Source organism: Nocardia sp. NBC_00881, from assembly GCF_045207455.1.
GTDB lineage: Bacteria > Actinomycetota > Actinomycetes > Mycobacteriales > Mycobacteriaceae > Nocardia.
The window spans coordinates 3,810,598-3,837,204 of the sequence record NZ_CP108798.1 but is presented as its reverse complement, the minus strand read 5'-3'; the positions used below and the strand labels follow the sequence as shown (position 1 = coordinate 3,837,204).

The 26,607-nt window shown below is 67.4% G+C and carries 28 protein-coding genes and 1 pseudogene; 17 read left to right on the top strand and 12 right to left on the bottom strand.

Features of this window, described 5'->3' with window-relative positions; translation table 11 throughout:
* Positions 1–29: 29 nt before the first annotated feature.
* From OH799_RS16025 to OH799_RS16010, 4 genes are read left to right on the top strand one after another with little or no spacing between them, the layout of a single operon-like run.
* Positions 30–1,394, top strand: a complete 1,365-nt coding sequence (locus tag OH799_RS16025; protein ID WP_406281013.1) for a glutamine synthetase family protein — start codon at positions 30–32, stop codon at positions 1,392–1,394.
* Entirely contained in the window at positions 1,375–2,115 is a 741-nt protein-coding gene (locus OH799_RS16020) for a gamma-glutamyl-gamma-aminobutyrate hydrolase family protein (RefSeq protein WP_406281011.1), read from the top strand. Before OH799_RS16025 ends, OH799_RS16020 begins: the two co-directional genes overlap by 20 nt.
* A complete protein-coding gene (locus OH799_RS16015) occupies positions 2,112–3,473 on the top strand; it encodes an aldehyde dehydrogenase family protein (RefSeq protein ID WP_406281009.1) in 1,362 nt (453 codons plus the stop codon). The genes OH799_RS16020 and OH799_RS16015 overlap by 4 nt, the downstream gene beginning before the upstream one ends.
* Before the next feature lie 22 nt (positions 3,474–3,495).
* A complete protein-coding gene (locus OH799_RS16010; RefSeq protein WP_406281006.1) occupies positions 3,496–4,263 on the top strand; it encodes a 3-oxoacyl-ACP reductase in 768 nt (255 codons plus the stop codon).
* Positions 4,264–4,320: 57 nt separating this feature from the next.
* Here the strand turns inward: OH799_RS16010 and OH799_RS16005 are convergent, their stop codons facing one another.
* On the bottom strand, positions 4,321–5,040 hold the full coding sequence (locus OH799_RS16005; RefSeq protein ID WP_406281004.1) for an SDR family oxidoreductase: 720 nt from the start codon (positions 5,038–5,040) through the stop codon (positions 4,321–4,323).
* Between the two features lie 72 nt (positions 5,041–5,112).
* Here OH799_RS16005 and OH799_RS16000 point away from each other — a divergent pair, with 72 nt between their 5' ends.
* Positions 5,113–5,700 (top strand): TetR/AcrR family transcriptional regulator, encoded by a 588-nt coding sequence (locus tag OH799_RS16000; RefSeq protein WP_406281001.1) that lies wholly within the window; start codon positions 5,113–5,115, stop codon positions 5,698–5,700.
* Between the two features lie 350 nt (positions 5,701–6,050).
* On the top strand, positions 6,051–7,337 hold the full coding sequence (locus tag OH799_RS15995) for an MFS transporter (protein WP_406282165.1): 1,287 nt from the start codon (positions 6,051–6,053) through the stop codon (positions 7,335–7,337).
* A 234-nt stretch (positions 7,338–7,571) separates the two neighbouring features.
* Here the strand turns inward: OH799_RS15995 and OH799_RS15990 are convergent, their stop codons facing one another.
* On the bottom strand, positions 7,572–7,952 hold the full coding sequence (locus tag OH799_RS15990) for a hypothetical protein (protein ID WP_406280999.1): 381 nt from the start codon (positions 7,950–7,952) through the stop codon (positions 7,572–7,574).
* A gap of 88 nt (positions 7,953–8,040) precedes the next feature.
* Complete coding sequence (locus OH799_RS15985; RefSeq protein WP_406280997.1) at positions 8,041–8,610, bottom strand: TetR/AcrR family transcriptional regulator; 570 nt, start codon at positions 8,608–8,610, stop codon at positions 8,041–8,043.
* Between the two features lie 95 nt (positions 8,611–8,705).
* Here OH799_RS15985 and OH799_RS15980 point away from each other — a divergent pair, with 95 nt between their 5' ends.
* On the top strand, positions 8,706–9,143 hold the full coding sequence (locus OH799_RS15980) for a DoxX family protein (RefSeq protein ID WP_406280995.1): 438 nt from the start codon (positions 8,706–8,708) through the stop codon (positions 9,141–9,143).
* An 87-nt stretch (positions 9,144–9,230) separates the two neighbouring features.
* On the opposite strand, the gene OH799_RS15975 is transcribed toward OH799_RS15980, so the two are convergent.
* The 3 genes and pseudogenes from OH799_RS15975 to OH799_RS15965 form a co-directional block, all read right to left on the bottom strand.
* Positions 9,231–9,632, bottom strand: coding sequence for a PaaI family thioesterase (locus OH799_RS15975; RefSeq protein ID WP_357263749.1), 402 nt, complete (start codon positions 9,630–9,632; stop codon positions 9,231–9,233).
* A gap of 55 nt (positions 9,633–9,687) precedes the next feature.
* On the bottom strand, positions 9,688–10,890 hold the full coding sequence (locus OH799_RS15970; protein WP_406280993.1) for an MFS transporter: 1,203 nt from the start codon (positions 10,888–10,890) through the stop codon (positions 9,688–9,690).
* 76 nt (positions 10,891–10,966) lie between these two features.
* Positions 10,967–12,079 (bottom strand): annotated as a pseudogene (locus OH799_RS15965) (transcription termination factor Rho, short form); the annotation flags it as partial.
* 366 nt (positions 12,080–12,445) lie between these two features.
* On the opposite strand from OH799_RS15965, the gene OH799_RS15960 reads away from it, so the two are divergent.
* Positions 12,446–13,303 (top strand): cyclopropane mycolic acid synthase family methyltransferase, encoded by an 858-nt coding sequence (locus OH799_RS15960; RefSeq protein WP_406280991.1) that lies wholly within the window; start codon positions 12,446–12,448, stop codon positions 13,301–13,303.
* Between the two features lie 91 nt (positions 13,304–13,394).
* Here OH799_RS15960 and OH799_RS15955 read toward each other — a convergent pair whose 3' ends face one another.
* Positions 13,395–13,766, bottom strand: a complete 372-nt coding sequence (locus OH799_RS15955; RefSeq protein ID WP_406280989.1) for a hypothetical protein — start codon at positions 13,764–13,766, stop codon at positions 13,395–13,397.
* Between the two features lie 221 nt (positions 13,767–13,987).
* On the opposite strand from OH799_RS15955, the gene OH799_RS15950 reads away from it, so the two are divergent.
* From OH799_RS15950 to OH799_RS15940, 3 genes are all read left to right on the top strand, one after another.
* Entirely contained in the window at positions 13,988–14,530 is a 543-nt protein-coding gene (locus OH799_RS15950; RefSeq protein WP_406280987.1) for a sigma-70 family RNA polymerase sigma factor, read from the top strand.
* A 141-nt stretch (positions 14,531–14,671) separates the two neighbouring features.
* Positions 14,672–16,189 carry an N-acetylmuramoyl-L-alanine amidase gene (locus tag OH799_RS15945; RefSeq protein WP_406280985.1) on the top strand — a complete coding sequence of 506 codons (1,518 nt, stop codon included), beginning with the start codon at positions 14,672–14,674 and terminating at the stop codon, positions 16,187–16,189.
* Between the two features lie 95 nt (positions 16,190–16,284).
* On the top strand, positions 16,285–17,328 hold the full coding sequence (locus OH799_RS15940) for a CobW family GTP-binding protein (protein ID WP_406280982.1): 1,044 nt from the start codon (positions 16,285–16,287) through the stop codon (positions 17,326–17,328).
* Here the strand turns inward: OH799_RS15940 and OH799_RS15935 are convergent.
* Together OH799_RS15935 and moaCB are read right to left on the bottom strand one after the other, a co-directional pair.
* On the bottom strand, positions 17,325–17,756 hold the full coding sequence (locus OH799_RS15935; protein ID WP_406280980.1) for a molybdenum cofactor biosynthesis protein MoaE: 432 nt from the start codon (positions 17,754–17,756) through the stop codon (positions 17,325–17,327). The genes OH799_RS15940 and OH799_RS15935 overlap by 4 nt on opposite strands.
* On the bottom strand, positions 17,743–18,801 hold the full coding sequence (gene moaCB / locus OH799_RS15930) for a bifunctional molybdenum cofactor biosynthesis protein MoaC/MoaB (RefSeq protein WP_406280978.1): 1,059 nt from the start codon (positions 18,799–18,801) through the stop codon (positions 17,743–17,745). Before moaCB ends, OH799_RS15935 begins: the two co-directional genes overlap by 14 nt.
* A 325-nt stretch (positions 18,802–19,126) precedes the next feature.
* On the opposite strand from moaCB, the gene OH799_RS15925 reads away from it, so the two are divergent.
* Positions 19,127–20,326 (top strand): IS110 family transposase, encoded by a 1,200-nt coding sequence (locus OH799_RS15925; protein WP_406272567.1) that lies wholly within the window; start codon positions 19,127–19,129, stop codon positions 20,324–20,326.
* A gap of 100 nt (positions 20,327–20,426) precedes the next feature.
* Here OH799_RS15925 and glp read toward each other — a convergent pair whose 3' ends face one another.
* Positions 20,427–21,674: a gephyrin-like molybdotransferase Glp gene (gene glp, locus OH799_RS15920; RefSeq protein WP_406280976.1), complete on the bottom strand. Its 1,248-nt coding sequence runs from the start codon at positions 21,672–21,674 to the stop codon at positions 20,427–20,429.
* 173 nt (positions 21,675–21,847) lie between these two features.
* On the opposite strand from glp, the gene moaA reads away from it, so the two are divergent.
* Positions 21,848–22,906, top strand: a complete 1,059-nt coding sequence (gene moaA, locus OH799_RS15915) for a GTP 3',8-cyclase MoaA (RefSeq protein ID WP_406280974.1) — start codon at positions 21,848–21,850, stop codon at positions 22,904–22,906.
* Positions 22,899–23,141: a MoaD/ThiS family protein gene (locus OH799_RS15910; RefSeq protein ID WP_406280972.1), complete on the top strand. Its 243-nt coding sequence runs from the start codon at positions 22,899–22,901 to the stop codon at positions 23,139–23,141. Before moaA ends, OH799_RS15910 begins: the two co-directional genes overlap by 8 nt.
* Positions 23,142–23,146: 5 nt before the next feature.
* On the opposite strand, the gene nadE is transcribed toward OH799_RS15910, so the two are convergent.
* Positions 23,147–23,995: an ammonia-dependent NAD(+) synthetase gene (gene nadE, locus OH799_RS15905; protein WP_406280970.1), complete on the bottom strand. Its 849-nt coding sequence runs from the start codon at positions 23,993–23,995 to the stop codon at positions 23,147–23,149.
* A 22-nt stretch (positions 23,996–24,017) separates the two neighbouring features.
* The gene (locus OH799_RS15900) at positions 24,018–24,614 is read right to left on the bottom strand and encodes a TetR/AcrR family transcriptional regulator (protein WP_406282162.1); all 597 of its coding nucleotides are present in this window, start codon (positions 24,612–24,614) and stop codon (positions 24,018–24,020) included.
* A 150-nt stretch (positions 24,615–24,764) separates the two neighbouring features.
* Between OH799_RS15900 and OH799_RS15895 the strand changes: the two genes are divergently transcribed.
* The 3 genes from OH799_RS15895 to nrdI all read left to right on the top strand — a co-directional run bounded on the left by OH799_RS15895 (position 24,765) and on the right by nrdI (position 26,557).
* The gene (locus tag OH799_RS15895; protein ID WP_406280968.1) at positions 24,765–25,334 is read left to right on the top strand and encodes an NAD(P)H-dependent oxidoreductase; all 570 of its coding nucleotides are present in this window, start codon (positions 24,765–24,767) and stop codon (positions 25,332–25,334) included.
* Positions 25,335–25,790: 456 nt separating this feature from the next.
* The gene (nrdH, locus tag OH799_RS15890) at positions 25,791–26,024 is read left to right on the top strand and encodes a glutaredoxin-like protein NrdH (RefSeq protein ID WP_327120349.1); all 234 of its coding nucleotides are present in this window, start codon (positions 25,791–25,793) and stop codon (positions 26,022–26,024) included.
* Between the two features lie 71 nt (positions 26,025–26,095).
* Positions 26,096–26,557, top strand: a complete 462-nt coding sequence (nrdI, locus tag OH799_RS15885) for a class Ib ribonucleoside-diphosphate reductase assembly flavoprotein NrdI (protein ID WP_406280965.1) — start codon at positions 26,096–26,098, stop codon at positions 26,555–26,557.
* Positions 26,558–26,607: the final 50 nt, after the last annotated feature.

Sequence of the window (26,607 nt, the reverse complement as noted above, 5' to 3'; positions counted from 1 at the left end):
AGCACGGTCGGTGCCGAGAGGGGTCGTGGATGCGTAACGGGATGCTGAGTGTGGCGCAGTTGCGAGACCGCGTCGATGAGGGGGAGATCGATACGGTACTTGTCGCGATGACCGACATGCAGGGGCGATTGCAGGGAAAGCGCTGCGCGGCACGATTCTTCCTGGACGAGGTGGTCGAGCACGCGACCGAGACGTGCGATTACCTGCTCGCGGTGGACGTGGAGATGTCGACCGTCGACGGATACGCGATGTCGTCCTGGGAGACCGGGTACGGGGATTTCGTGTTGCGGCCCGATCTGCGCACACTGCGGGCGGTGCCGTGGTGGCCGGGCACGGCGCTGGTGCTGTGCGACGTCGAGCACGTGGTGCCGCAGGGACGGGCGGTCGCGGCCTCGCCGCGGCAGGTGCTGCGCAAGCAACTGGACCGGCTGGCCGAGCGTGGCCTGCGCGCGTTCGTCGGAACCGAACTGGAATTCCTGGTGTTCGACGACACCTACGAAGCGGCATGGAACGCCGGATATCGCGGGCTGACTCCGGCCAACCAGTACAACGTCGACTACTCGATGCTCGGGACCGCGCGGATCGAGCCGTTGCTGCGCCGCATCCGAAAAGAGATGGGCGGCGCCGGGATGTACGTCGAGTCGGCCAAGGGCGAATGCGGTCCCGGCCAGCACGAGATCGCGTTCCGGTACGACGAAGCCCTGGTGACCTGTGACAACCACAGCATCTACAAGACCGGCGCGAAGGAGATCGCCGCCCAGGAGGGGCGCAGCCTTACGTTCATGGCGAAATTCGATGAACGAGAAGGAAATTCGTGCCACATCCACCTGAGTTTGCGCGGCGAGTCCGGGAAGCCGGTGTTCGCGGGCGACGGGGCGGACGGATCGTCGGCGCTGATGCGGCACTTCATCGCAGGCCAGCTGGACTGCCTGCGGGAGTTCACCTATCTGCTCGCCCCGAATATCAACTCCTACAAGCGATTCGTCGCGGGCAGCTTCGCGCCGACAGCCATCACGTGGGGGCGGGACAACCGGACCTGTGCCATTCGCGTGGTCGGCGAGGAGCACTCGCTGCGGTTCGAGAACCGCGTGCCCGGCGGAGACGTGAACCCGTATCTCGCCGTGGCGGCGCTGATCGCCGCGGGACTGCACGGAATCGACCGGCAGCTTCCGCTCGAGCCGGAGTTCCACGGCAACGCCTACCAGTCGAAGCGACCCCGGGTGCCGCGGACACTGCGCGAGGCGGCCCAGCTGTTCGCGGACAGCACGGTGGCTCGTGCGGCGTTCGGTGATGATGTAGTGGAGCACTACCGCAACGCGGCGCGGGTCGAGTTGGACGCCTATGACGCCGCGGTCACCGATTGGGAGCGTGTCCGTGGTTTCGAACGACTCTGAGGTCGCACGTCCGGTGATCGGCCTGCCGACCTACGTGGAGCAAACGCGCTTCAATGCCTGGGACCTGCCCAGCGCGGTCTTGCCGCACACATATGTCGCCATGGTGGCGGCGGCGGGCGGTATCCCGGTCTTGCTGCCGCCCGCCGGTGCTCCCCGCCCCGAGTTGGTGCGGCTGCTCGACGGACTGGTGCTGACCGGCGGTGCCGACATCGATCCCGCCCGCTACGGCGGCCCATCGGACGGATCCCCGGGCTCCACCAGGCGGGATCGCGACGAGTCGGAATTCGGTCTGTTCGAGCTGGGGCGGGCAGCGGGCCTGCCGATCCTCGCGGTCTGCCGTGGGCTCCAGCTGGTGAACGTGGCGTTGGGCGGAAGCCTGATTCCACATCTTCCCGACGTCGTCGGCCATGACGAGCATTCCGGCACCGAGGGCGGGTTCAGCGTCACCCGTGTGCTGACGACCGCGGGCAGCAGGATCGCGGAATTCGCCGGTCCGGAGGTGAAGGTCCACTGCCATCATCATCAGGCACTCGACCGGATCGCCGACGGTCTGCTCGCCACAGCGCACGCCACCGACGGCACGATCGAGGCGGCGGAGGCGACCGACGGTTCTTTCCTGCTGGGCGTGCAATGGCATCCGGAGGTCGACGCCACCGACCGACGGTTGATCCGGGCACTGGTCGAGGCGGCGGACACCTATCGAAGGGAGCGGACCTCGTGACGACGACGCAGGTGGTCAATCCGGCGACCGAACAGGTGGTGACCACCGTCGAGCTCGTCGGGGAAGCGGAGACCGACACCGCCATCGCCGAGGCCCAGCGTGCCACGGCCGCCTGGCGTGACACCGCGCCCGGAGACCGAGCCCGGCTGCTGCGCCGCTTCGCCGAGGCGGTCGACGCAGACCTGGAGCGGCTCGCGCGACTCGAAGTCGCCAATGCCGGGCACACCATCGGCAACGCGCGCTGGGAGGCGGGCAATGTCCGTGACGTGTTGCACTATGCGGCCGGTATGCCGGAACGGTTGCTGGGGAACCAGATTCCGGTCGCGGGCGGCGTCGACATCACCTTCCACGAACCGCTCGGCGTGGTCGGCGTGATCGTTCCGTGGAACTTCCCTATGCCGATCGCGGCCTGGGGATTCGCTCCCGCGCTCGCGGCGGGGAACACGGTGGTGCTCAAACCCGCCGAACTCACGCCGCTGACCGCGATCCGGCTCGGGGAACTCGCGCTCCAGGCAGGGCTGCCCGAGGGCGTGTTCCAGGTCCTGCCCGGCAAGGGATCGGTAGTGGGTAATCGCTTCGTCACCCATCCGGCCGTCCGCAAGGTGGTGTTCACCGGCTCCACCGAGGTGGGCACGCAGATCATGGCGGGCTGTGCGCGGCAGGTGAAGCGGGTAACGCTGGAACTCGGCGGAAAGAGCGCGAACATCGTGTTCGCCGATGCCGACCTGGAACGGGCGGCGGCGACGGCGCCCTACGGCGTGTTCGACAACGCCGGGCAGGACTGCTGCGCGCGTTCGCGAATTCTGGTGCAGCGCGGTGTATTCGATCGTTTCCTCGAGCTGTTGGAACCAGCGGTGCAAGGGGTGCGGGTCGGCGATCCGTCCGACGAGTCCACCGAGATGGGGCCGCTGATCTCGGGCGCGCACCGGGAGCGCGTCGCTGGATTCGTGGAGCGGTCGACGAAGGTGGCGTTCACCGGAGGCAGGCCGGACGGGCCCGGTTTCTGGTATCCCCCGACGGTGGTGCTGCCCGGGACGCCCACCGACCGGGTGCTCACCGAGGAGGTATTCGGCCCGGTGGTCGCCGTGCTGCCGTTCGAGGACGAGGCCGACGCCATCCGGATCGCCAACGATACGGAGTACGGCCTGTCCGGCTCGATCTGGACCAGTGACGTCGGCCGGGCGTTGCGCGTCTCGCGCGGCGTCGAGGCGGGCAACCTGTCGGTGAATTCGCATTCGTCTGTCCGGTATTGGACACCGTTCGGCGGTTTCAAGCGGTCGGGGTTGGGCCGTGAGCTCGGGCCGGATGCCGCGCTGGCGTTCACCGAGACCAAGAACGTCTTCCTCGCCACGCAGTGACCCCACCACACCCGCAGGAGATATGTTGCAGCGCTTACAGGATCGAGTCGCCGTCGTCACCGGCGGTGGGAGCGGTATCGGTCTGGCCACGGTCCGTCGTTTCGCCTCGGAGGGCGCGAAGGTCGTCGTCGCGGACGTCGACGCCGTCACGGGGGAGGCCGCCGCCGCGGAAGTCGGCGGGCGGTACGTCGAGGTGGATGTCACCGACGAATCCCAGGTCGAAGCGCTGTTCCAGACCGCGGTCGACAGTTACGGCGGGCTGGATATCGCGTTCAACAACGCGGGAATATCGCCGCCGGAGGACGATTCGATTCTGACCACCGGCATCGACGCCTGGCGTCGCGTGCAGGAGGTCAACCTGACCTCGGTATACCTGTGCAGCAAGTACGCCATCCAGCACATGCTGGAGCGCGGCAAGGGCTCGGTGATCAACACCGCGTCATTCGTCGCGGTAATGGGCGCGGCGACCTCGCAGATCTCCTACACGGCCTCCAAGGGGGGCGTGCTGTCGATGAGCCGGGAACTGGGAGTGCAATTCGCCCGCGACGGCATTCGAGTGAACGCCCTGTGCCCGGGCCCGGTGAATACGCCACTGCTGCGGGAACTGTTCGCCAAGGACCCGGAGCGAGCCGCACGCCGCCTTGTGCATGTGCCGCTCGGGCGCTTCGCCGAACCGGAGGAGATCGCCGCTGCCGTGGCCTTCCTCGCCAGCGACGATTCCTCGTTCATCACAGCTTCCCAGTTCATGGTGGACGGCGGCATCGCAGGCGCGTACGTAACCCCGCTGTAGTGCGGAAGAGGCCGTCCCGCAAGCGGACCGGCTTCCGAACCGATGCGGTCGAACGGTCTACTTCGGCGCTCCCAGTCGTGCGCCTCCGTCGACTCGTACCACGATCCCGGTAGTGAACGAGTTATCGACCAGAAACTCGATCGCGTGTGCCACGTCGTCGGCCGTGCCGACCCGACCGGCCGGCGTGGACGAGGCGATGGAGTCGAATACTTCGGCGCGTGCGCCATCGGGCAGGAAGCTCCACCAGTCGGTGTCGATCACGCCTGGAGACACCGCGTTCACCCGCAGCGGCGCCAATTCGACGGCCAGTACCGGAACCATGGCTTCCACACTGGCGTTCACCGCGGCCAGCGCCGTCGTCGTCGGCATGGCGCCGCCTGCCGACGCCGCCGACACCAGCGTGATCGAGCCACCCGCGGCGAGATGCGGCAGCGCGGCCTGTATCGCGGCCGTGTGCGCGAGCAGCTTGCCGTCGACATGCTGCCGCACATGATCCAGCGTGAGTTCGCGGAACGGGGTGGTGCCGGACGGTCCGGTCACGGTCACCACCAGATGGTCGATGGGCCCGACCTCGGCGAAGAATCGGGCCAGGTCATTCTCGTCTCGTGCGTCGACCGTCCGTCCGGTGGCGTCCGGACCGAGTGCGGCGAGCGCGGCGGCGAGTTTCTCGGCGCCGCGTCCGGCGATGATCATCTCGCGCCCGTGGGATGCGAGCCTGCACGCGGTGGCAAGGCCGATGCCGGACGTACCGCCCACGATAACTACTCGGTTGCGCATGACGTTCTCCTTATTTTCGAACCATTGTGTCTCGAAATATAAACGAGGCACCGTGTCTTGTAAAGTGCGGGCATGACCGGAATCCGAGGCCGCCCGCGGAGCGAGGACGCCAGGCGTGCGATCCTGCGCGCCGCCCTGGAGCTGTGCGAGCGCGATGGCTATCAGGAGCTGACCATCAAGGCGATCGCCGACGCGGCGGGTGCGGGCAGGCAGACGGTGTATCGCTGGTGGCCGGACAAGGCGTCGGTGCTGATGGAGGCGCTCGTCGGCCTGGCTGACGAACACGCCGCCCTCGTGGTGCGAGACGACTCCGCCGGCGTTCTCGCCGACGTCGAACGCCTACTCGAGACGACCTACGAACTCGCGCGCAAGGTGACCGGACAGGCGCTGGTCGGCCTGATGGCCGATGCGCAGCGCGACCCGGCGCTCTCGAAGCGGTTGCAGGACACGGTGATCGGCCCCCGTCGTGCCGCGTTGCGCGCACTCTTGCAGCAGGGTGTCGACGCGGGGGAGCTGGCTGAGGCTGTGTCACTGGATCTGGTAGTCGATTTCGCGTTCGGAGCCATGTGGTACCGGCTGCTGAGTCGGCACGCCCCCGTTGGCGCCGCGTTGGCGGGTGAGGTTGCCGCTGGCATTGCCGCGATGCTTGCGGGTAGCTGATCGGGAGTTCCCGCTCCTGTGGGTGGTGCTGGTGCGGGTGAGTTGATGCCGCGACGTCGTCCCTCGATGGACTGGTTGGTGTCGCGGTGGCATTCCCAATTGTGGCCAATTGTGACTGGTGTCACATTCATTGACGTACTGGCAGGTCAGAGTATTCTCTCGGCGCCGTTTTCGGGCCGCGGCTGTTTGCCAATTACGGAATCTGGGTATTGCCTGTGTTCGTGCCGCGCCTTCGGCGAGAAGTCGAAGGGAGAACGAATCGAGGTCCGTGACGGGCTGGAGAGGACGTGCACGTGACCGACCAAACATCCGAGAGTTTCCCCCTGCGGCGCTCTGTCGCCGCCTCCGCAATGGGCAATGCCACCGAATGGTTCGACTACGGCGTCTATGCCGCGACCGCGGGCTACCTCACCGACGCCTTCTTCCCCGGCGAACTAGGCACGATCGGCACCATGCTCGGCTTCGCCGTCTCTTTCGTGCTTCGACCGCTCGGCGGCATGGTGTGGGGTCCGCTCGGTGACCGAATCGGCCGAAAAGCAGTGCTGGCCACCACGATCCTGCTCATGGCCGCCGCCACCGGTGTCATCGGCCTACTGCCGACCCACGCCTCCATCGGTGTGCTCGCGCCGATCATGCTCATCACTCTGCGTGTGGTGCAAGGCTTTTCGACCGGTGGTGAATATGGCGGCGCCGCAACATATCTGGCTGAGTGCGCGACCGACAGCAAACGCGGATTCCTCGGTAGCTTCCTGGAGTTCGGCACGCTCGGCGGGTTCGTCGGCGGCAATGCGACGGTGCTGGCCTGCCAGCTCGCGATCGGCTCGGACGCCATGCACGACTGGGGCTGGCGCATCCCGTTCCTGCTCGCCATTCCGCTCGGCCTGACCGGCTGGTATCTGCGATCCAAGCTCGCCGAAAGTCCGGTGTTCGACGAGGTCGCCGAGCACAAGCATCCGCCAGGCGGTCTGCGTGCGGTGCTGACCACCTACCGGCGGGAGACACTCACGCTGGCCGGGTTGGTCGTCGCACTCAACGTGGTGAACTACACGCTGCTCACCTACCAGCCGACCTACTTGCAGAACACGATCGGTATGGGCGAGTCGACCACCACCGCGATGATGCTGGTCGGGCAGTTGGTGATGATGCTGGTGCTGCCGTTCTTCGGCAAGCTGTCCGACCACGTCGGCCGCCGCCCGATGTGGCTGTTCTCGCTGCTCGGCCTTGCGGTGATGGCGCTGCCGATGTACTGGCTGATGGGCCAGGGCACTGCGTGGGCGATCACGGGCTTCATCGTGCTCGGCCTGTTGTACGTGCCGCAGCTGTCGACCATCAGCTCCACGTTCCCGGCCATCTTCCCGACCCATGTCCGCTACGCGGGCTTCGCGCTGGGCTACAACGTCTCCACCGCGGCCTTCGGCGGCACCGCCCCGCTGATCAACGAGGCCGCGATCGAATCGACCGGCTGGTCCCTGTTCCCCGCTGCCTACATGGTCGGCGCGTCCCTGATCGGTCTGGTCGCCTGGAACTTCCTCCGCGAAACCGCCGGAACCTCGTTGCGCGGCACCGAAGTCCCCGACGCGGGCGAACCCGTTCCGAGCGTCCAAAAGGAGGCCCCACCTGCCCAGCCCGCGTACTGAATCGGGCCACCGCGCCGGTTCGACCATCGGGCTCCCGCCCGATGGTTATCGAGGGGCGCCGGAGCCGAGCTGATCATGCACGCTGCTGACGTGGCCGGATTGCGTGTTCAGCATCTCCACTGCGAAGGCCCGGTCCGCCAGGACCGGGCCTTGTCCGTACTGCCATAGCCGCGAAGCATGAAGTGCATCCTGAGATGCCTGGCGAGTTGGTTGGTTAAACGGCGGCGAATCATTTCAAGCGGACGGTGGCTCGATGTCGTCGGGGCGGTCTTCCGGCCAGCTGTCCTCGATGATCAGACGGTCGTCCCGTAGTGCGGCCGCGTACTGTTCGGCGACTATGTCGGTTGGGTAGGTGGGCCAGTAGGAGACCGCGCCGGTGGGCTTGTCGATGACGCAGACCGAGCCGCCGACGACCAGTAGGAGGACGTTCGAGTCGGCGGAGGGGGACGGAGGGAAGACGGCGGCGGCGACGAAGCAGGTGTCGAATTCGGTGATCTGGTAGGTAATGCCGCGTTCGGCGTCGTCGTCGTTCGAGAGATAGCGTTTGGCGATCCGGCGCGCCTCGCTCTGGTCCACCGGCGTGGTCGCCTCGGTCGGGTAGGCGTGGATGTCCATGTGTCGACGGCAGCCACGAGATGATGGCCGCCTACTCCTTCCAGGTCCTCTAGATAACACTGTGGCGGCCCGCCGCAGGCGGGTTTCGTCAGTCGAACCGAATGGTGGACAGCATCAGGCGGGCGAGCGCCTCCGGGTCGGGATCGGTAACCAGCACTGAATTATCCAGTGCCCCTTCGCGATACAGTGAGGCGAAGCCGTGCACCAGCGACCAGGCGGCGAGTTGGCTCGCCTGCTGATGTTGTGGGTTCCGCTCCGGCTGCATCGCGGAGACACCGGAGCGTAACGCAGCGCCGGAACGTATCCGTGCCGCTCGAAGTCGCGGGTCGTCGGCATGCAGCAGGTTGTGCCGGTACATGACGTCGAAATGCCCGGGGTGTTCGCGGGCGAATCGGATGTAGGCCACTGCGACCTCCCGGAAATCTCCGGCCGCCTGCTCGAGTTGGTTGGTCAGCAGCTCGAAGCCCTCGGTGGCCAGCGCGGTGAGCAGGCCCGCTCGGTCGCCGAAGTGATGCGTGGGCGCCGCATGCGAGACCCCGGCGTGCCGCGCCAGGTTGCGCAGGGAGACAGCGTCGACGCCGTCGGACGCGATCTGCTCGGCGGCCGCGGCCAGGATCGTGGCCCGTAGATCGCCATGGTGGTAGCCGTTCTTCGCCATACTTCCATGGTGGCCGACAATCTAGGCATTGACAAGTTCCTATCGCAGGCCTTATCTTTCCACTGTCAAGATAGGCTGTTCGACAGGAGACTCCGATGGCACCGCTGGTTGTACTCGCCGTCGTCACCGCGCTGGCTCGGCTCATCGGCCGGCTGGCCGGTATCGGCTGGCTCGATTCATGGCCGCACGCGACCGCGCTCGGTCTGGCCGCGATGTTCGTCCTCACCTCGAGCGCACACTTCCTGCGGCCGCGCCGTGACGCTCTGATCGCCATGGTGCCGCCGCGGCTTTCGAACCCGTCCGCGCTGGTGACGCTGACCGGCATCCTCGAACTGGCGGGCGCGGTCGGCCTGGTGATCCCCGAGACGGCCGACCTTGCCGCGATCTGTCTGATCGCCCTGCTGGTGGTGATGTTCCCGGCCAACGTCCGCGCCGCACGGGCCGATCTCGGGATCAAGACCATGCCGCTGCCGCTGCGGACGCTGGTCCAGGTCTTGTTCCTGGCCGCTTTGCTTGTCGTCCTCGTCAGCTGAGCACGAAGAAGCCCGCCCCGCACCGGACATCGGTGCCGGACGGGCTTCGTATTCGAAGCGTGCCGCGTATCGAGCAGGCGCGGTGGGCTACAGCACCGCTTGAGTCTGGGTCACCTTCGCGACCAGCTTGTCGGCGTCGTCGCGGATCAGCGTCTCGACCACGATGAACGAACGCCCGGCATGCAGCGGGGTCGAGGAGGCGTTGGCGTATCCGGAGCGGACGGCACGCAGGAAGTTCGTCTTCGACTCGACCGTGGTGGTGCCCTGCTTGCCTTCGGGCAGGTTCAGGAACGCACATACCGCGCCGGTCGCGTCGGCGAGGGACATCAGCACCCCGCCGTGCAACACGCCGCCGAGAGTGCACAGCGATTCATCCCAGGCCAGACGGCTGCGCACCAACTCGGGGCCGTGCTCGACGACCTCGACACCGAGCCGCTCGGTGAACGGCATGGTCTGGTGGAACAACGCGGTGCCCGTCGTATCGATCATGGACACGATCCTGCCCGAGGTCCGCGCGCGGAGTCGACTACCCCGGAGGTAATGGTCACCGATCCGGAGAGGTGCGGCTCTGTGCGCGATGCGCCCACACCGCCGCTATCACCAGCGCGGCGGTCACTCCGCCGAGCGTCATAACGGTGCTGGGCGAACCGTGGTCCACGACGATGCCGCCCGCGAGCGCGCCGAGTGACAACGTCGCCTGGAACGAGGCGGTGAACAGGACCGCCGCAGCCTCCGGCGCGTCAGGCGCGGCCTTCGCGAACCACGCCTGGGAGCACACCGGCACTGCGCCGTACCCGACGCCCCACACGACCAGCAGAGCCAGTGCGCCGAATCCCCACCTGCCTGGCCCGGGAAGCAGCAGCGTGGCGCCGGCGATCAGCGCCGCGGCGGCGGCGAAGGTGGCGCGGGGCCTGCGCATGATCCAGGCGCCACCGAGGAAGTTGCCGAGAATGCCTGCGGCGCCGTAGCTCAGCAGCAGGATGGTGACCACGCCGGGGCCGGCCAGGGTGACCTGTTCGAGGAACGGCGTCACGTAGGTGTACGCGCCGAAATGGGCTAGAACAATGAGAAACGTTGCCAGCAAGGCGAATCGGATATCACCGCGGCGCAGCAGCGCACCCAGCAGCGCGGGCCGCGTGACCTGGCGGGCGGGTAGCGCGGGCAGGAACGCGACCAGCATGGCGGACACGACGGCCGTCAGGACGCCCACTACGACGAAAGTCGTTCGCCAACCGGCAATTCCACCCAGCAGCGTGCCCGAGGGAACGCCGAGCACGGAGCCGAGCGGCACCGATGAGAAGATCACGGCGTTGGCTTTGGTGACCGAATCGGCGGGCACGAGGCGTTCGGCCAATCCGGCCGCGATGGACCAGAAGCCGCCAATGGTGACGCCGACCAGCACCCGCGAGACCAGCACCACCCAGTATTCCGGTGCGGCCGCCACCAGCACGTTGGCGAGCAAAAGCAGAAACATGAACAGGCACAGCATGAGTCGCCTGTCGATCCGCGCGGTGGCGACGGTGACGACCGGCGCCGCGACGGCCGCGATCAATCCCGGCATGGTCATCATCAGCCCGGCCATGCCGTCGGAGATGGTGAAGTCGGCGCCGATCGAGGTGAGCAGCCCGATCGGCAGGATCTCGGTGGTGACGATCGAGAAGATCGCGAGCATGACCGAGACGACCGCGAGCCAGCCGGTGAGTGCGGTGCGGCGGGGAGTCGGTGTGGTGGTGTGAAGTGTGGACACGAGATCCAGTCCAACAGTCACACGGTGCCCGAGCTGGCGGGTTCACGCCAGCACCGTCGGTCGTGGTCGAGGTCACTCAGCTGCGGGCGGCCCGCATCGGGGCCAGGAATTGCGCGTTGGTCTCGGTTTTGCGGAGGCCCTCCAGCAGCAGGTCGAGTGCTTGCTGCCCGTCCAAGGGAGCAAGGGTCGCGCGCAGCTTATGCGTCGCGGTCAGCTCATCCGGGGTGAGCAGCAGCTCGTCTTTGCGGGTGCTGGACTTCCCGATGTCGACTGCGGGGAAGACGCGCCTGTTCGCCGCGGCGCGGTCCAGTTTGAGCTCGGCGTTGCCGGTGCCCTTGTACTCTTCGAAGATCACCGTGTCACCCAGTGAGCCGGTCTCCACCAGGGTGGTGGCGATGATGGTGAGCGACCCGCCGTGCTCGATATTGCGGGCAGCGCCGAGGAAGCGCTTGGGCGGGGCGAGCGCGGCGGCATCCACGCCACCGGACAGGATGCGGCCCGATGCGGGGGCGGCCACGTTGTAGGCGCGGGCGAGGCGGGTCAGCGAGTCGAGCAGGACGACGACGTCGCGTCCCATCTCCACGAGCCGCTTGGCACGCTCGATGGCCAGTTCGGCCACCGCGATGTGCTCGCGCGGCGGCTGGTCGAAGGTGGCGGCGGCGACGTCGGCGGGCACCGCCCTGGTCAGGTCGGTGACCTCCTCGGGGCGCTCGCCGACCAGCACGAGCAGCAGCTCGCATTCCGGGTGGTTCTTCGCGATGCCGTGCGCAATCGCTTGCAGCACAGCGGTTTTTCCCGCCTTGGGCGGCGCGACGACGAGCGCACGCTGCCCCTTGCCGATGGGCATGACCAGGTCGGTGACGCGCGTGGTCATGGCGTGCTGTTCGGTTTCGAGGCGGAGGCGTTCGTCGGGATAGATCGGGACCAGATCGGCGAACTCCGGGCGGCCGCGCAGTCTGTCCGGTCGCTGTCCGTTGACGGTACCCACCGTGTGCAGTGCGGCGGGCTTGTCGGACCGGGAATCCCGTTGCGCTGTGCCGGTGACGAAGTCGCCGCGACGCAGTGCGTTCTCCCGGATGAGCCGGGTCGGAACGGTGACGTCGCGCGGACCAGGCAGGTAGCCGTCGACGCGCAGTGCGCCACGGTTGCCCACGGTGTCCAGGATACCGGTCACGGTCTGTGCCGCGTCCTGTCGATCGGGCGACTGCTTCTCAGTCATGTTGGTACTCATGGTATTTCCATTTCAGGTAGGGGTGGTTCATGGATGCGGCGAATGCCGTGACGTGCAGTGGAACTGCGGCGACGATTCCCGGAGTTGCGGAACGATGCACGAGTCCGGTTCGGAACGGGGGCCTCGGAATTCTTGTGGGAGGAACACCTGCGTCCACAAGAGCTAGACACTGCTGAGGCTACCGGGGTGCCCGTCGACGCGCAAGGCGGGCGAGCGTGCCCCGGCGGGCGTCGGCAACGCTTCGGTATCGTTCGGCACCGACGGCAAACGAAACTCCCCGCTCGCGCGTATCAGCTGATACAACCGATGAACAGGAGAAACGTGATGACCGACCTCCCGCCGTTCTATCGGCAGGTGCAAGCGCACTACGACCTGTCCGACGAGTTCTACGCGCTGTTCCTCGATCCCTCGATGACCTATAGCTGCGCCTACTTCGAGCGCCCGGACATGACGCTCGAACAGGCGCAGCACGCCAAGATCGATCTGGCACTCGGCAAGCTCGATCTGCAGCCGGGCATGACCCTGCTCGATATCGGATGCGGTTGGGGCGCAACGATGGTGCGGGCCGCAACGGTATACGGGGTCAAGGTTATCGGGCTCACGCTCAGCCGCCATCAGTACGAATACGTGCAGGCGACGATCGCCCGGGAGCACATCCCGGGCGCCGAGGTCCGGCTGCAGGGTTGGGAGGAGTACGAAGACGGCGCCGACCGGATCGTCAGCATCGGAGCGTTCGAACACTTTCGGCGTGAGCGCTACGAGGCGTTCTTCGAGTGTTGCTACCGAATGCTCCCGGACGACGGGCGGATGCTCCTGCATACCATCATCGGCCACAGCCTCAACGACCTACGGCGCATGAATATTCCCGTTACCCGGGACAACGCTCTGTTCCATATCTTCATCAAGCGGGAGATCTTCCCGGGCGGACAGCTGCCGCAGCCCGCGGAGGTGACCCGGCTCGCCGGTCGCGCCGGGTTCGGCACGGAGAAGATCCAGGAGCTGCAGCCGCACTACGCGCGGACGCTCGACTGCTGGGCCGCCGCCCTGCGCGACCACCGTGACGAGGCGATCGCGCTGGCGTCCGAGGAAGTCTACGAGCGCTATATGAAGTACCTGACCGGCTGCGCGGCCCACTTCCGCAGCGGGCACATCGACGTCATGCAGTTCACTTTGGTGAAGTGAGCCGCCCAGAGCGCGCCGTTCAACTCATCCGCGCCACCGCCTAGTCGGGCAGCTGGGACAGAACCGGATCGATCAAGGCGATTCCGCGCGGTCAGCCGCCGAAGGATCCGGTGCTCGGCGGCGGGGGCAGCAGCCGCCACGGACCGCAGTTCTCGGTCTTGAACGCGACATCGGTCGACTTGATCTCCACTCGCACCGGGCTGAGGCGGGTGAAGTTGTTCGCAATGATGTTCTTCATGTCGGTGTTGTCGCCCTCGACCTTCCACAGTCTGCGCCAGTCGCAGCCGTAAGTCGGATCGGCCGTGCCCGGCGCCTCCCAGGTGCCGGCGAAAATGTCGACCCCGACCAAGTAGAGGCCGTCGTGCGGCATGGTATTCGCGGGTTCGGCCGCTGCGGTTCCGGCTCCGAGCAGGGTCGCCGCGGCGGCCATGGCCCCCGCGGTCAGGAGCGTGCTTGCACGCATGACGATGTTCTCCTCGACTGTGTTCTCCTGCCGCGTCGCGGCTGACGAGGGAGATCCCCGAATCTCCGCGGCAAGGTCTACCAGAATCGCCCGATGGATGTCATCGAAACCGGAATTCCGGTCGGCGGCGGCACTGAATCACGGACGATGTTGTCATCCGGTCGACTCACCGCGATATCCCTGATATGAGATGTGCTCGGCCTGCTTCCCGCCCCCGGCGGGTGCGCTCTGTTCCGTGTGGCCTGCGTTGCGCGCGACTGTGCACCGACGACGGGCTCGCCACCGTGCTGACCAGCGAGCGTGCGCTGCTGCACTGGCGCGCATTGCGATCGTTGGACGATCCGGGGCTCGCCGAACAGGCGGTACAGGAAACACTGCTGCGCGCGTGGCGTTCCTGCGGGAGGTTCGACGAGGCCAAGGGTGCGGTCCGGACCTGGCTGCTGGCCATTCAACGCAACGTCGTCATCGACATGGCTCGCGCGCGGGCCGTGCGACCCGGGCATGCCGACTGGGATGAGGTCGACGAACAGACCAATTCCCGCTATGCGCACCCTGATTTTGCCGACGGCCTGGTCGACGGCCTGCTGGTGGTGCAACTGCTGGCCCTGCTGCCCGCCGCCCAGCGGGAGGCGGTAACCGAGGTGATCCTGCGGGACCGTGCCTATCAGGAGGTCGCCGACGACTTCGGCGTGCCCGTGGGCACGGTGAAGACGCGGGTGCACTACGGCCTTCGGTCGCTGCGCAGTCTGCCGCATGGCGTCTGAGCAGCCCGAACATGCCCTCCCAGGAGGTAACGGTTCGATAACGGACCTTGCTTGCTGATACCCACGTTGCAAGAGTGGCTAGTGGGTTTGGTGTTACTAGTGGGAAGGGAGGGGTGCCCCGTCCCGGGGCACCGACCGCACATGAAGCCAAGCATCATCAAGGCCGGTAGCTGTACCGCCGTCACGGCCGCGGTGACAATGACGCTCTCTGGACTGCTCCCGATTATTGCGCAAGCCGCACCGGCGGCGCCGGACATAACGAACAAACTCGCAGGCAAGACCGTGTTTCTCGATCCCGGCCACCAGGGGCCGAATCACTCGGAGGACCTGGCCAGACAGGTCAGCGATGGTCGCGGCGGCACGAAGGACTGCCAGACCACCGGTATGACCACCATGAACGGCATACCCGAGCACACCATCAACTGGAACGTCGCGCAGTTGGTCAAGGCGTCGTTGGAGAGTCTCGGCGCTCGTGTGGTGCTGAGCCGCCAGGACGACACGGGCTGGGCTGGCTGCATCGACGAGCGGGCACGTGCGGCGAACGAGTCCGGCGCCGACGTCGCCGTGAGCATTCACGCCGACAGCGCTCCCGCGGAGTATCGCGGCTTCCATCTGATCATTCCAACGCTGCCGATTCCGGACGGGACGGTGAATCAGGTCCAGGCCGGATCAGGATATGCCGCATCGAAGTCGGTCCGCGACGCTTATTTGCACGCCGGATTCCCCTCGGCGAACTACGCGGGTGTGGCGGACGGGCTACAGACCCGCAAGGACATCGCCGGGCCCGCGCTGACCACCGTTCCCGACGTTTTCGTCGAGATGGGCAACGGCGCGAACCCTGAGGACGCCGCCCTACTGGAGAGCCAGGAAGGGCAGCTGAAACACGCTATCGCGATCACTACCGGCTTGGTCGGCTATGTGCTCGGCGCTCCGCAGACGGGCTCGTCGTCGGATCGGCCCGGGGTATTTCCGGGTGTTGCGCGGTCGGGTGTTCCGTCAGATCGGCCAGCGGTGGCGCTGAGCGCGCCGCAGCCGCAGCCGCAGCCGCAGGCTCAGGCTCAGGCTCAGGCTCCGAGCGCACCGCAAGCTGTCCCGGGGCCGCTATCAGGTCAGACGGTTTCGAGTGAGCCGCAGTCTCGGATCGTCCCGGATGTGCCGCCCGGCCAGGTTGTTCCAGGTGAACCGCAAGCGCGGATCATCCCGCTGCCGGGTCAGGTTGTTCCTGGTGGGCCGCAGTCTCAGGTTGTTCCTGGTGGGCCGCAGTCTCAGGTTGTTCCTGGTGGGCCGCAGTCTCAGGTTGTTCCTGGTGGGCCGCAGTCTCAGGTTGTTCCTGGTGGGCCGCAGTCTCAGGTTGTTCCTGGTGGGCCGCAGTCTCAGGTTGTTCCTGGTGGGCCGCAGTCTCAGGTTGTTCCTGGTGGGCCGCAGTCTCAGGTTGTTCCTGGTGGGCCGCAGTCTCAGGTCGTCCCTGGTGGGCCGCAGTCTCAAAGCACGCCCGGTACTCCGCAGTGGACTGGCCCCGAAGGGAGCACCGGTGGCAAGGTCGTGGAGCTGCTGATGCCGCTGGCGAGGTCGCTCGGCATAGACACCACCGTCATCACCCCGGAGCTGATCACTCTGGCCGACACCCTGTTGGGCATGCTGCACGGCCCCTCGAAATAGTCCGCACACCGAACCCACCGGACGCCATCCTCGCTACATCGAGGGTGGCGTCCGGCTTTGTGGGTGGCACCGCGCCGCACAGTAGGCTGAGCGGAATGGCTGACCGGATTCCTGTTGTGCTCGTCGCGGGGTTTCTCGGCTCCGGGAAGACGACCATGCTCAACCATTTGCTGCGCGACAACCGGGGAACCCGGATCGGGGTAGTTGTCAACGACTTCGGGGCAATCAACATCGACTCGATGCTGGTGGCCGGGCAGGTCGACGCCATGGTCTCGCTCGGAAACGGCTGTGTTTGCTGCGCGGTTGACGTCACCGAACTAGACGAGCTGTTCAGCCGGCTCGCGCAGCCACGCGCCAAGATCGACGTGATCGTGGTGGAGGCCAGCGGCCTCGCCGAGCCGCGCAACCTCATCCGGATGGTGGTCGGCAGCGACAACTCGCGGATCCGCTACGGCGGATTGGTCGAAGTGGTGGACGCCGAACAGTTTCCGCACAGTAGCGCACGTCATCCCGAGCTGATCACGCATCTGCGGCTGGCCGATCTGGTGGTGGTGAACAAGGCCGACCGGGTACCGGCCGAGCAGCTGGCCCGGCTTCGGAACCACATCGCGGAGCTCGTCGGCCCGGTGCCGGTGTACGCGACCACGCACGGCCGGATCGATCCGGGACTGCTGTTCGACGAACCGCTGCGCGAAATGCGGCGGGTGGCCGAACAATTGAGTTTCGACGAACTACTCGCCGAGCACAACGAGGACGGGGATCACGACCACGCCGACCACCGCCATCTGCATGACGAGTACACCAGCGTCTCGTTCACCAGTACGCGAGAGCTGGACCCGCGCAGGTTGATCGGCTTCCTGGAGGACCCGCCGCCAGGTCTGTTCCGGGTCAAGGGCTTCGCGGCGTTCGGCGTCGCGGACGAACGCAGGAAGTTCGTCTTGCACATGGTCGGCCGCCACATCGTCTTCGAGCCGGGCAGCTGGGCGCGGGGCGAATCTCGCGGCACGCAGCTGGTGCTCATCGGGGCGGGTCTGCACGCCGACGCCGCCCTGGCACGCCTGCGCGACACCGTGCATGCCGCCGCCGGTCCACTCGATCCGCAGACGATGCTCGGCATCTGGCGCCACACGCCGCACTAGCAGGCGTTCACCCATTCCGACAACCCGTCGGCGAACAGTTGGCGCTTCCAGATCGGCACTTCGTGTTTGATCCGATCCACCAATTCCGCGCACGCGGCGAACGCCTCGGCGCGGTGTGCGGCCGCGACCGCGACGACGATCGCGAGGTCGCCGATGGTGAGCTTGCCGACGCGGTGCACCGCCGCGACGGGCAGGCCGCGGGAGGCGGCCAGTTCCGCGCACACTGTGCGCAGGAACCGCTCGGCCTGCGGGTGCGCGGAGTATTCCAAGGCCGAAACCACCTGTCCGCCATCGTGGTCGCGAACCTTGCCGGTGAACAGCACGACCGCGCCGTAATGCGGTCCGGTCACGGCCGCATCGACCTCGGCGGGGTCGAGCGCCCGGTCGCTGATCCGGGCGAGCCGGACGGTCGCCTCAGCTGTTGTCATGATTGCCGCCTCCGGCCGCTTGTGCGAGTAAATGAATCAGCAGCGGTTGCAGCACCGCGATGCCGTCCTTGACGCCGCCGGGCGATCCGGGCAGGTTCACGATGACCGAGCGGCCCGCGAGCCCGGCCACGCCCCGACTCAGGGCGGCGAGCGGGAACTCGGCGGTGCCGCGCTGCCTGATGGCCTCCGCCACGCCGGGCAGTTCGCGGTCGAGTACCGCGAGGGTGGCTTCCGGGGTGGCGTCGGTCGGAGAGGCGCCGGTTCCCCCCGTGGTGATTACCAGCGCAGGCGCGAAGCGCAGCGCGTCGGCCAAGCCGACCTCGATCTCGGCATCCGCGTAGACCAGCGGTCCGCGCACCGAGAAGCCAAGGCCGGCAAGCCATTCCACGAGGACGGGGCCGGTGGTGTCGACACGTATGCCCGCCGCGACACCCGTGGAGGCGACGACGACCACGGCCGAGCGGGATTCCTCGTCGAGTGCCCGATCGACCCGCTCGTCCGTGTCGGAAAGTTCACCTGCCGAAGGCTTTTCGTCATCGAGCAGCAGGTTCGGGGTCTCGCTCGGCGCTCCGGCGGCGGGACGCTCCCAATGCCCGTGCTTGCCGCCCTCTTTGGTGAGCAACCGTACCGCGTCGAGCGTTGCCGCCGGGTCGACCGCCTTCACCATGTCGTGCAGGGTGAGCCCGGCGACCGCGACGGCGGTCAGCGCCTCCATCTCGACACCGGTGGGGCCCTTGGTCTTCGCGGTGGCCTCGATCGTTATCGCGGTCTCGGTGAAACCGAACTCGACCCGCACCGAGGACAGCGCCAGCTGGTGGCACAGCGGAATCAGTTCGGAGGTCTTCTTCGCGCCCGCTATGCCCGCGATGCGCGCGGTGGCCAGCACGTCCGCCTTCGGCAGGTCGTCGGCCCGCACCAGCGCGACCACCTCGGCGGTGGTTCGCAGTTCGCCCGCTGCGACGGCGATCCGGGTGGTGTCGGTCTTCGCGCTCACATCGACCATGCGGGCGCGTCCTTCCCGGTCGACATGCGACAGCTCGCTCATGCCTCCGCCTCGCTGGCGCTCGGCTCCGCCATGACCGAGCGATGCTCGGCTGCGCCTATTGTTCGCTCGCTGCGCTCGCTCATTGGGGCACCATCCCTTCTGCAGCCCGAACAGATAGGGTTGTTGTCTCTCGGTTCCGGTGGGTGCATGGCCCGCATCGCGTGCCACTAGATGGCCAGCATGAGTATTGCCAGCCCCACCGGGCCGAGGGCCGCAGACCGGCATCAGGGACATGCCCCGCGCACGCAGAGGGCCGATCAATGAGCTTCCGGCGACGGCCCTCGCTTCCGGAGAGGCAGCGCATCGACCTCGAAGGAGATTGTTGGTGTTCGCTGGCTGGGACTGGGGCACTGTTGCCCACGACGTGACCGTGATCGACGATGCCGGCGGCAAAGTCGAGAGGTTCGCGCCGCCACACACCGAAGACGGCATCGCGCGGGCATTGGCTCGCCTGGCCACTCACGGTGATCCCGGCACGCTGCCGGTAGCGATCGAAACCACCCGCGGGCTGGTCGTGGACCGGTTGCTGGCCGCCGGGCACCCGGTAATCCCGGTCCATCCCAACGCTTTTCACGCTGCCCGTCCCCGCTGGGGTGCTGCCCGCGCCAAGAACGACCCAGGCGATTCGTTCAAACTGGCCGACTACATCCGCACCGATATCCACCGGCTGCCGACCCTGGCCCCCACGCTGGCGCAGACCTTGGAACTGCAGGCGCTGACCCGCCAGCGCGGCGATCACCTGGGCTTGCGGATCGCCGCGGTCAACCAGCTCTCCGCCCTGCTGGACGCGCATTGGCCCGGCGGCAGAACAATCTTCGCCAACCTGCACTCGCCGATCGCATTGGCATTCCTGGATCGCTATCCCAACCCCGAGTCGGCCGCCTCGCTCACCGCTGCCCGTCTCGAGGCGTTCTGCCGTCGGCGCAGCTACAGCGGTCGACGCTGCGGCGCTGAGTTGCTGGCCCGGCTGCGGGACGCACCGACCTCGGCCAGCCGCCTCGGCCAACCGATCATCGCGCAACTCATCCGCGCACAGGTCGCGGCCGTTCGGTCGCTGCAGACCAGCCTCGACCAGCTCGACACCGTGATCGCCGAAGCCGCCACGGCCCACCCGTATGCCCGGCTGCTGGCTGACCTGCCGCGCATCGGCGTGCTCAACCTGGCCCAAATCATCGGTGAGATCGGCCCAATCCTGGAGCGCGCCAACAGTTTCGACCAGCTCGCCGCCGAAACCGGTCTCGCACCGGTCACCAGGGCCTCCGGCAAGACCCACACCGTCGCGTTCCGCCACGCCACCAACCACCACGCCCGCCAAGCCCTGGTCACCTGGATCGACAACAGCCGCAGAGCCAGCGACTGGGCCGACCAGCGCTACACCGCCGCCCGCCAACGCGGCCAACGACACCCCCACGCCATCCGAACCCTCGGACGAGCCTGGCTGCGCATCATCTGGGCCTGCTGGCGCACCAAAACCGCCTACGACCCCGGCAAGCATCAACCAGGTCAACGACCGATCGCCGCGTAGGGGTTGACTCAGGGAACTCATGCCTCCGCCTCGCTGGCGCTCGGCTCCGTCATGACCGAGCGATGCTCGGCTGCGCCTATTGTTCGCTCGCTGCGCTCGCTCATAGTGACCACACTCGCACAGTCGCGCCCGCAGGCAACGTGGAGACCTCGGCAGGTACGTCGATCAGCGCGTCGGCCCACGCCATGCTCGCCACCAGGTGCGAGCCGGGCCCGGACACCACCTCGACCGCGATCGGATGTCGGAGCCGTCCGGGCGGTTCCCCGGACTGTCCGCGGATCAGCTTGCCGCGGAGGAACTGCCGCTTGCCCACCGGCGAGCGAGGCACGGCGGTGCGCAGCGGTAGCTCGTAGGTCTCGACTGCGGCCAGGCCCGCGAGGTGGCGCAGGATCGGACGCGCGAACACCTCGAACGACACCATCGTGCTGACCGGGTTGCCCGGGAAGCTGAGCACCGGCACGCCGCCGACGACGGTCAGCCCCTGCGGTCCGCCCGGCTGCATCGCGACCGAGCCGAACTGCCCGCCGAGCGGCTCGAGCACCTCCTTCACCACCTCGAAGTCACCCTGGGATACACCACCGGAGGTGAACACCACATCGGCCGCGCTCGTCGCCGCGGACAGCAGCGTGCGAAAGCGCGCAGGATCGTCGGTGCTGTGCGAGACCGAGACGACGGTGACGCCGTTCGCCGCTAGCGCCGCGGCCAGGGCGGTGCCGTTGGAGTTGTAGATCTGCCCGGGCCGCAGAATGGTCCCCGCCGCGACCAGTTCGTCGCCGGTGGTGATGACGGCGGCGCGTACCGCGGCGAACACCGCCACCATCGGGAGCCCGACCGCGGCCAGCGCCGCGATGTGCCGGGGGGTCAGCGCGGTCCCCGCGGTGGCCAGCAGGTCTCCGGCCCGCACGTCGGTGCCTGGTTCGCGCACATATTCGCCTGCGTTGCGGCCGCGTTCGACGGTCACCGTATCGCCGTCGGCGTGCGTGTCCTCCACCGGAATCACGCAGTCCGCGCCCGGCGGGAGGGGGGCGCCGGTCATCACCTTCACGGCCGAGCCGGGCGGCAGCGGCGTCCGGCCGGGAGCACCCGCCGCGACCACACCTACCAGCGGTAGCGTCACCGGCGCGAGCACTACCGACTCGGCGCGCACCGCGTACCCGTCCATCGCCGAGTTGCGGAACACCGGAAGATCGATCGGCGACCGGACGTCGTCGGCCAGCTGCCTGCCCAACGCCTCCGGCATCAGGACGGACTCGACCGCGCGCGCGGCCAGCGGCCGCAACAGCTGTTCGATACTGTCGCGGTAGTCGTCGACGGGCCGGGTCGAGACGCTGGCGGGCCGAGGGTTCATGCAAGTCAGCCTAACGCCGTATGCCAGGGACTTTCCGCCTCTGGCGACCGGCAGCGGCCCGGTGAGCCGGAGGTGCCAGTCGGCGCGAAGCGCACACTCGCGGCCCCGCTACGGTGAGCGATTTCGGTACCTTGCGCCGCAGACGATTCCCGGCGGGCCGTCATAATGGAGGTGTGACTCTGGTCGAGGTCGGGATTCCCGCCGTGCGTTCGGGGCGTCCCTCGCTCGACGGCCGCCCCGACACGCCCTACTTGCTGGATCGGTTCGGACGCGTCGCCCGCGATCTGCGCGTCTCCATCACCGAGAAGTGCTCGCTGCGCTGTACCTACTGCATGCCGGAGGAGGGCCTGCCGGCGATTCCCCGACACGAGCTGCTCACCGCCGACGAGATCGTGCGGCTGGTCGGCCTGGCGGTCCGCGAGCTGGGGGTGCGGGAGGTCCGGTTCACCGGAGGCGAGCCGCTCATGCGACGCGACCTGGAGCAGATCATCGCCGGGTGCCACGAACAGGTGCCGCACATCCCGCTGGCCATGACCACCAACGGCGTGGGCCTGGAGCACCGCGTCCACGTGCTCGCCGCCGCAGGGTTGCACCGGGTGAACGTGTCGCTGGACACTGTCGACCGGGTCGGCTTCGCGCGGCTGACCAGGCGCGACCGCCTCGACTCCACGTTGGCGGGTATCCGCGCCGCACGGCAGGCCGGTCTGACCCCGGTCAAGGTGAACGCCGTGCTGATGCGCGAGACCCTTTCGGGCGCGTCGGATCTACTGCGGTGGTGCCTGGACGAGAGTTGCGAACTGCGGTTCATCGAGGAGATGCCGCTGGACGCCGACCACGAGTGGGCTCGCGCGAACATGGTCACCGCCGCCGAGCTGCTCGACGTGCTCGGCGCCCGCTTCGAACTCACCGCGGTGGGCCGTGCCGATCCGTCGGCGCCCGCGGAGAAGTGGTCGGTCGACGGCGGTCCCGCGACCGTCGGCATCATCGCGACGGTCACCCGAAAGTTCTGCGACACCTGCGACCGCACCCGGCTCACCGCGGACGGCATGCTGCGCTCCTGCCTGTTCAGCGATCAGGAGTTCGACCTGCGCCAGGCACTGCGTTCCGGCGCCGACGACGACGAGCTCGCAACCCTGTGGCGTGGTGCGATGTGGAACAAATGGGCAGGCCACGGTATCGACGCCGAAGGGTTCGTCCCCCCGGAACGGACGATGGGAGCCATCGGTGGTTGAGATCCGATACTTCGCCGCCATCGCCGACGCCGTCGGCAAGGACCGCGAGACCCTCGAATTCCCGGCCGGCGCCACGATCGCCGACCTGCGTGCCACCCTGTCCGTCTCCTACGGCCCCGACTTGGACAAGATGCTGTCGGTCTGCGCCTACCTGATCGGCGACGAACTTACCCGCGACCCCGGTGTCGCGCTGAGCCCCCAGGTGGACGTGCTTCCGCCCTTCGCGGGCGGATAGGTCCCTTACCTGCTGGGAGACACGCTGTAGGAACGCCACCAGGTGTCCAGCGGCGTGACCGGGACGGCGCGCTTGTGCCGGGTGCGCAGGAAGATCGCTTCGACCTCGGCCGCGACTTCCTGCGGCACGTCCTCGCCCTCGAGGTAGTCGTCGATTTCGCTGTACCGCAGACCGAGCGCTTCCTCGTCGGGCAGTGCGGGCCGGTCGTCCTCGAGATCAGCGGTGGGGACCTTGGACCAGATGCTGGCGGGTGCGCCCAGTTCTTGCAGCAGCGCCGCGCCCTGACGCTTGGTGAGGCCGGTGAGCGGCGTCAGGTCGACGCCGCCGTCGCCGTACTTGGTGAAGAAGCCGGTGACCGCCTCTGCCGCGTGGTCGGTGCCGACGACCAGCAGGTTCTCCTGGCCTGCCAGCGCGTACTGGATCACCATGCGCTCGCGGGCTTTGATGTTGCCCCGCACGAAATCACGTAGCTCGTCCGCCTGAAGCGCCGCCGCCGCCTCGGCGGCCACCGCGTTCGCGCCGGGGCGGACGTTCACCGCGACGGACCGATCCGGCTGGATGAATTCCAGCGCGATCCGGGCGTCGGCCTCGTCGGCCTGCACGCCGTAGGGCAGCCGGACGGCTAGGAAGGTCGCGTCCACGCTGTCGGCGCGCAGCTCCTCGACCGCGAGCTGGCAGAGCCGTCCCGTGAGGGCGCTGTCCTGCCCTCCACTGATGCCGAGGACGAAGCCGCGTGCGGGAGTGGCGTTCAGATAATCCTTGAGGAAATCGACCCGGCGCCGCACCTCGGTCTTCGGTTCGATGCTCGACTGGACGCCCAATTCGGTGATGATCTGTTCGCGCAGGTTCCGCATGGCGCTCGAGTCTACTGGCGATTCATCTGGTGACAACGCGCCGAACGAAGGCCTCCCAGTTGTCGCCGATCTGCTCGCGGGTGTAGCCCAGGACGTGCATCTGGTGCATGACGAGCGCCGCGCTGAGTATCGCCAGCAACGAGTCGACGATCAGCGGAATCTCTCCCTGCGCGTCGGCCTGGCGCAGCAGCATGGCCACGTGGGCACGCAGCAGTCCGTAGGGCGCGCCGGAATAGCGGTCCCCGGCCTCGCCGATCTCGGCCGCACGGTGTAGCTCGCCTTCCACCTCTAGATGTAGCAGCCGCTCCCGCCCGAAGGCCACCAGCCGTTCGGCCGGTGGCGCGCCGGGGCCGAGCGGCGGCGGCCCGAACATGAACGCTTCCTGGTTCTTCCGCTCCGAGTGATCCAGCAGCGCGTGCATCAGTCCCGACCTGCTGCCGAACCGGCGGAACACCGTACCCTTGCCGACTCCGGCGCGCTTGGCCAGCGCGTCCATGGTGAGGCTGTCGACGCCATGCTCGCGGACCAGCTCGTGTGCTGCGTCCAGGAGGAGCTGCCGGTTGCGTGCCGCGTCCGCGCGCTCGGTGGGCCCCGCCGTGCCGGGCAGCGGAGTGCCGATGCCGAGCAGTCGGCGCTCGCCGGGCGCCGACGTGTCGGATGTGGGGTAGTTCACAGCGCTCACGCAGACTCCGCGGGAAGTAATCGGACCGTGGTCCGGTTGATGTGTGATGAACGTTCGGACAGCACATTCAGTACACCAGGAGTCGTCATGAGTCAGACCCGCATCCTCGCACTTGTCGGTAGCCTCCGTGCCGCCTCGGTCAACCGGCGGCTCGCCGAGGCCGCCGTGCAGACCGCCCCAGAAGGCGTCGAGGTCACCATTTATGAAGGTCTCGGCGATATCCCGTTCTACAACGAGGACATCGATGTCCCCGGTTCGGTCCCCGCCGCCGCCCAGGCGCTGCGCGACGCGGTCGCCGCGGCCGACGGTCTGCTCGTGGTGACTCCGGAATACAACGGCACGCTGTCGGCGGTGCTGAAGAACGCCATCGACTGGGCCTCGCGCCCGTACGGCGCGGGCGCGATCACGGGCAAGTCTTCCGCTGTCGTCAGCGCGTCGATCAGCCCGAACGCCGCCCAGTGGGCGCACGGTGACGCGGTCAAGGCGCTCGGCGTCGCCGGCGCGCGCGTGGTGGAGTCCGCGCACCTGCACTTCGGCGTCGTCGGCGAGCGGTTCGGTGCCGCACACCCGCGCGAGGACGCCCAGGCGCTGACCGAGCTGGCGGCCACCGTGCGTGAACTGGTCGAGGCGGCGCGTGGCGAACTGGCGTCCGTGTAAGCTCCACGTCCGGTCTCGAGAGAGGGTCACCGCTGCCGGAGTAGCGGTGGCCCTCTCCTTTGCCGATCAGTTTGCTGAAAGTAAGCTGCGTGGCCAAATTGTGATCTGCGACACTGTTGTGTCGGGTTGCGAATCGAGCGGCCTGGTACTTCTCCCGTTGGAATTCCATCCGTGTGACTCGCTACATGTCGTGTTGGATGAATCTGTCGGCCACTAGGTGTAGTGTCTTCGGTACTGGAAGACGGCACGAAACCTCGCTCCGAACGAGTCGGCCACACATGGCTGATCAGGGGATTCAAGACCGGATCCAGAAATTTGCGCAGCATACGTCGGACGTGCATCGCCAGCGACCGTGCAGGTCGCTCGAAACGATCGGCTAGCGACTGCGTGCGGGTCGCTCGAAACGATCGGCATACGGATCACAGGCTGTGGATCACAAGGAGAGAGGGGACATCAATGACCGTCACCGTGTACACCAAGCCCGCTTGCGTCCAGTGCAACGCCACCTACAAGGCCCTCGACAAGGCCGGTGTGGACTACGAGGTCGTCGACATCTCCGTGAGCGACGAGGCGCGCGATTACGTCATGGCCCTCGGATACCTACAGGCGCCGGTCGTGGTGGCCGGTGATGAGCACTGGTCCGGCTTCCGGCCCGACCGCATCAAGTCGCTCGCCACCGTGGCGGCCTGACCGCTTCCGTTTCGTCCGGGGCGAATGCCGGACGGTTCACTGTCCGGTACTCCCGAGAGGAGGAGTCGACCATGTCCGAAGGGGCGGCGCTGGTCTACTTCTCCAGCGCCTCGGAGAACACACATCGTTTCGTCGAGAAGCTGGGTCTCCCGGCGACTCGCATACCACTGCACACCGCCGATTCGCTGCGCGTAGACGAACCGTACGTGCTGATCGTCCCCACCTACGGGGGCGGTCGGCACGTACTGGGGGGCCACCGGTCCGACAAGGATTTCGTGCCGCGGCAGGTCGCCAAGTTTCTCAACGATCCGCACAACCGCGCGCTGCTGCGCGGTGTCGTCGCAGCGGGTAACACGAACTTCGGCGATACCTATTGCTTTGCGGGCGAGGTGATCTCGCGCAAGTGCGGGGTGCCGTACCTGTATCGCTTCGAACTCATGGGAACCGCTGAGGACGTCGAACGCGTCCGCGAGGGATTGGGATTGTTTTGGCAACAGCAACAACAGCGCCGGCCGGAAAAACAGCTCGCTTAGAGCAGCCTCTGGTCCGCGGCGGCGAAGCGGGCGAGGTACTGGACTACCAC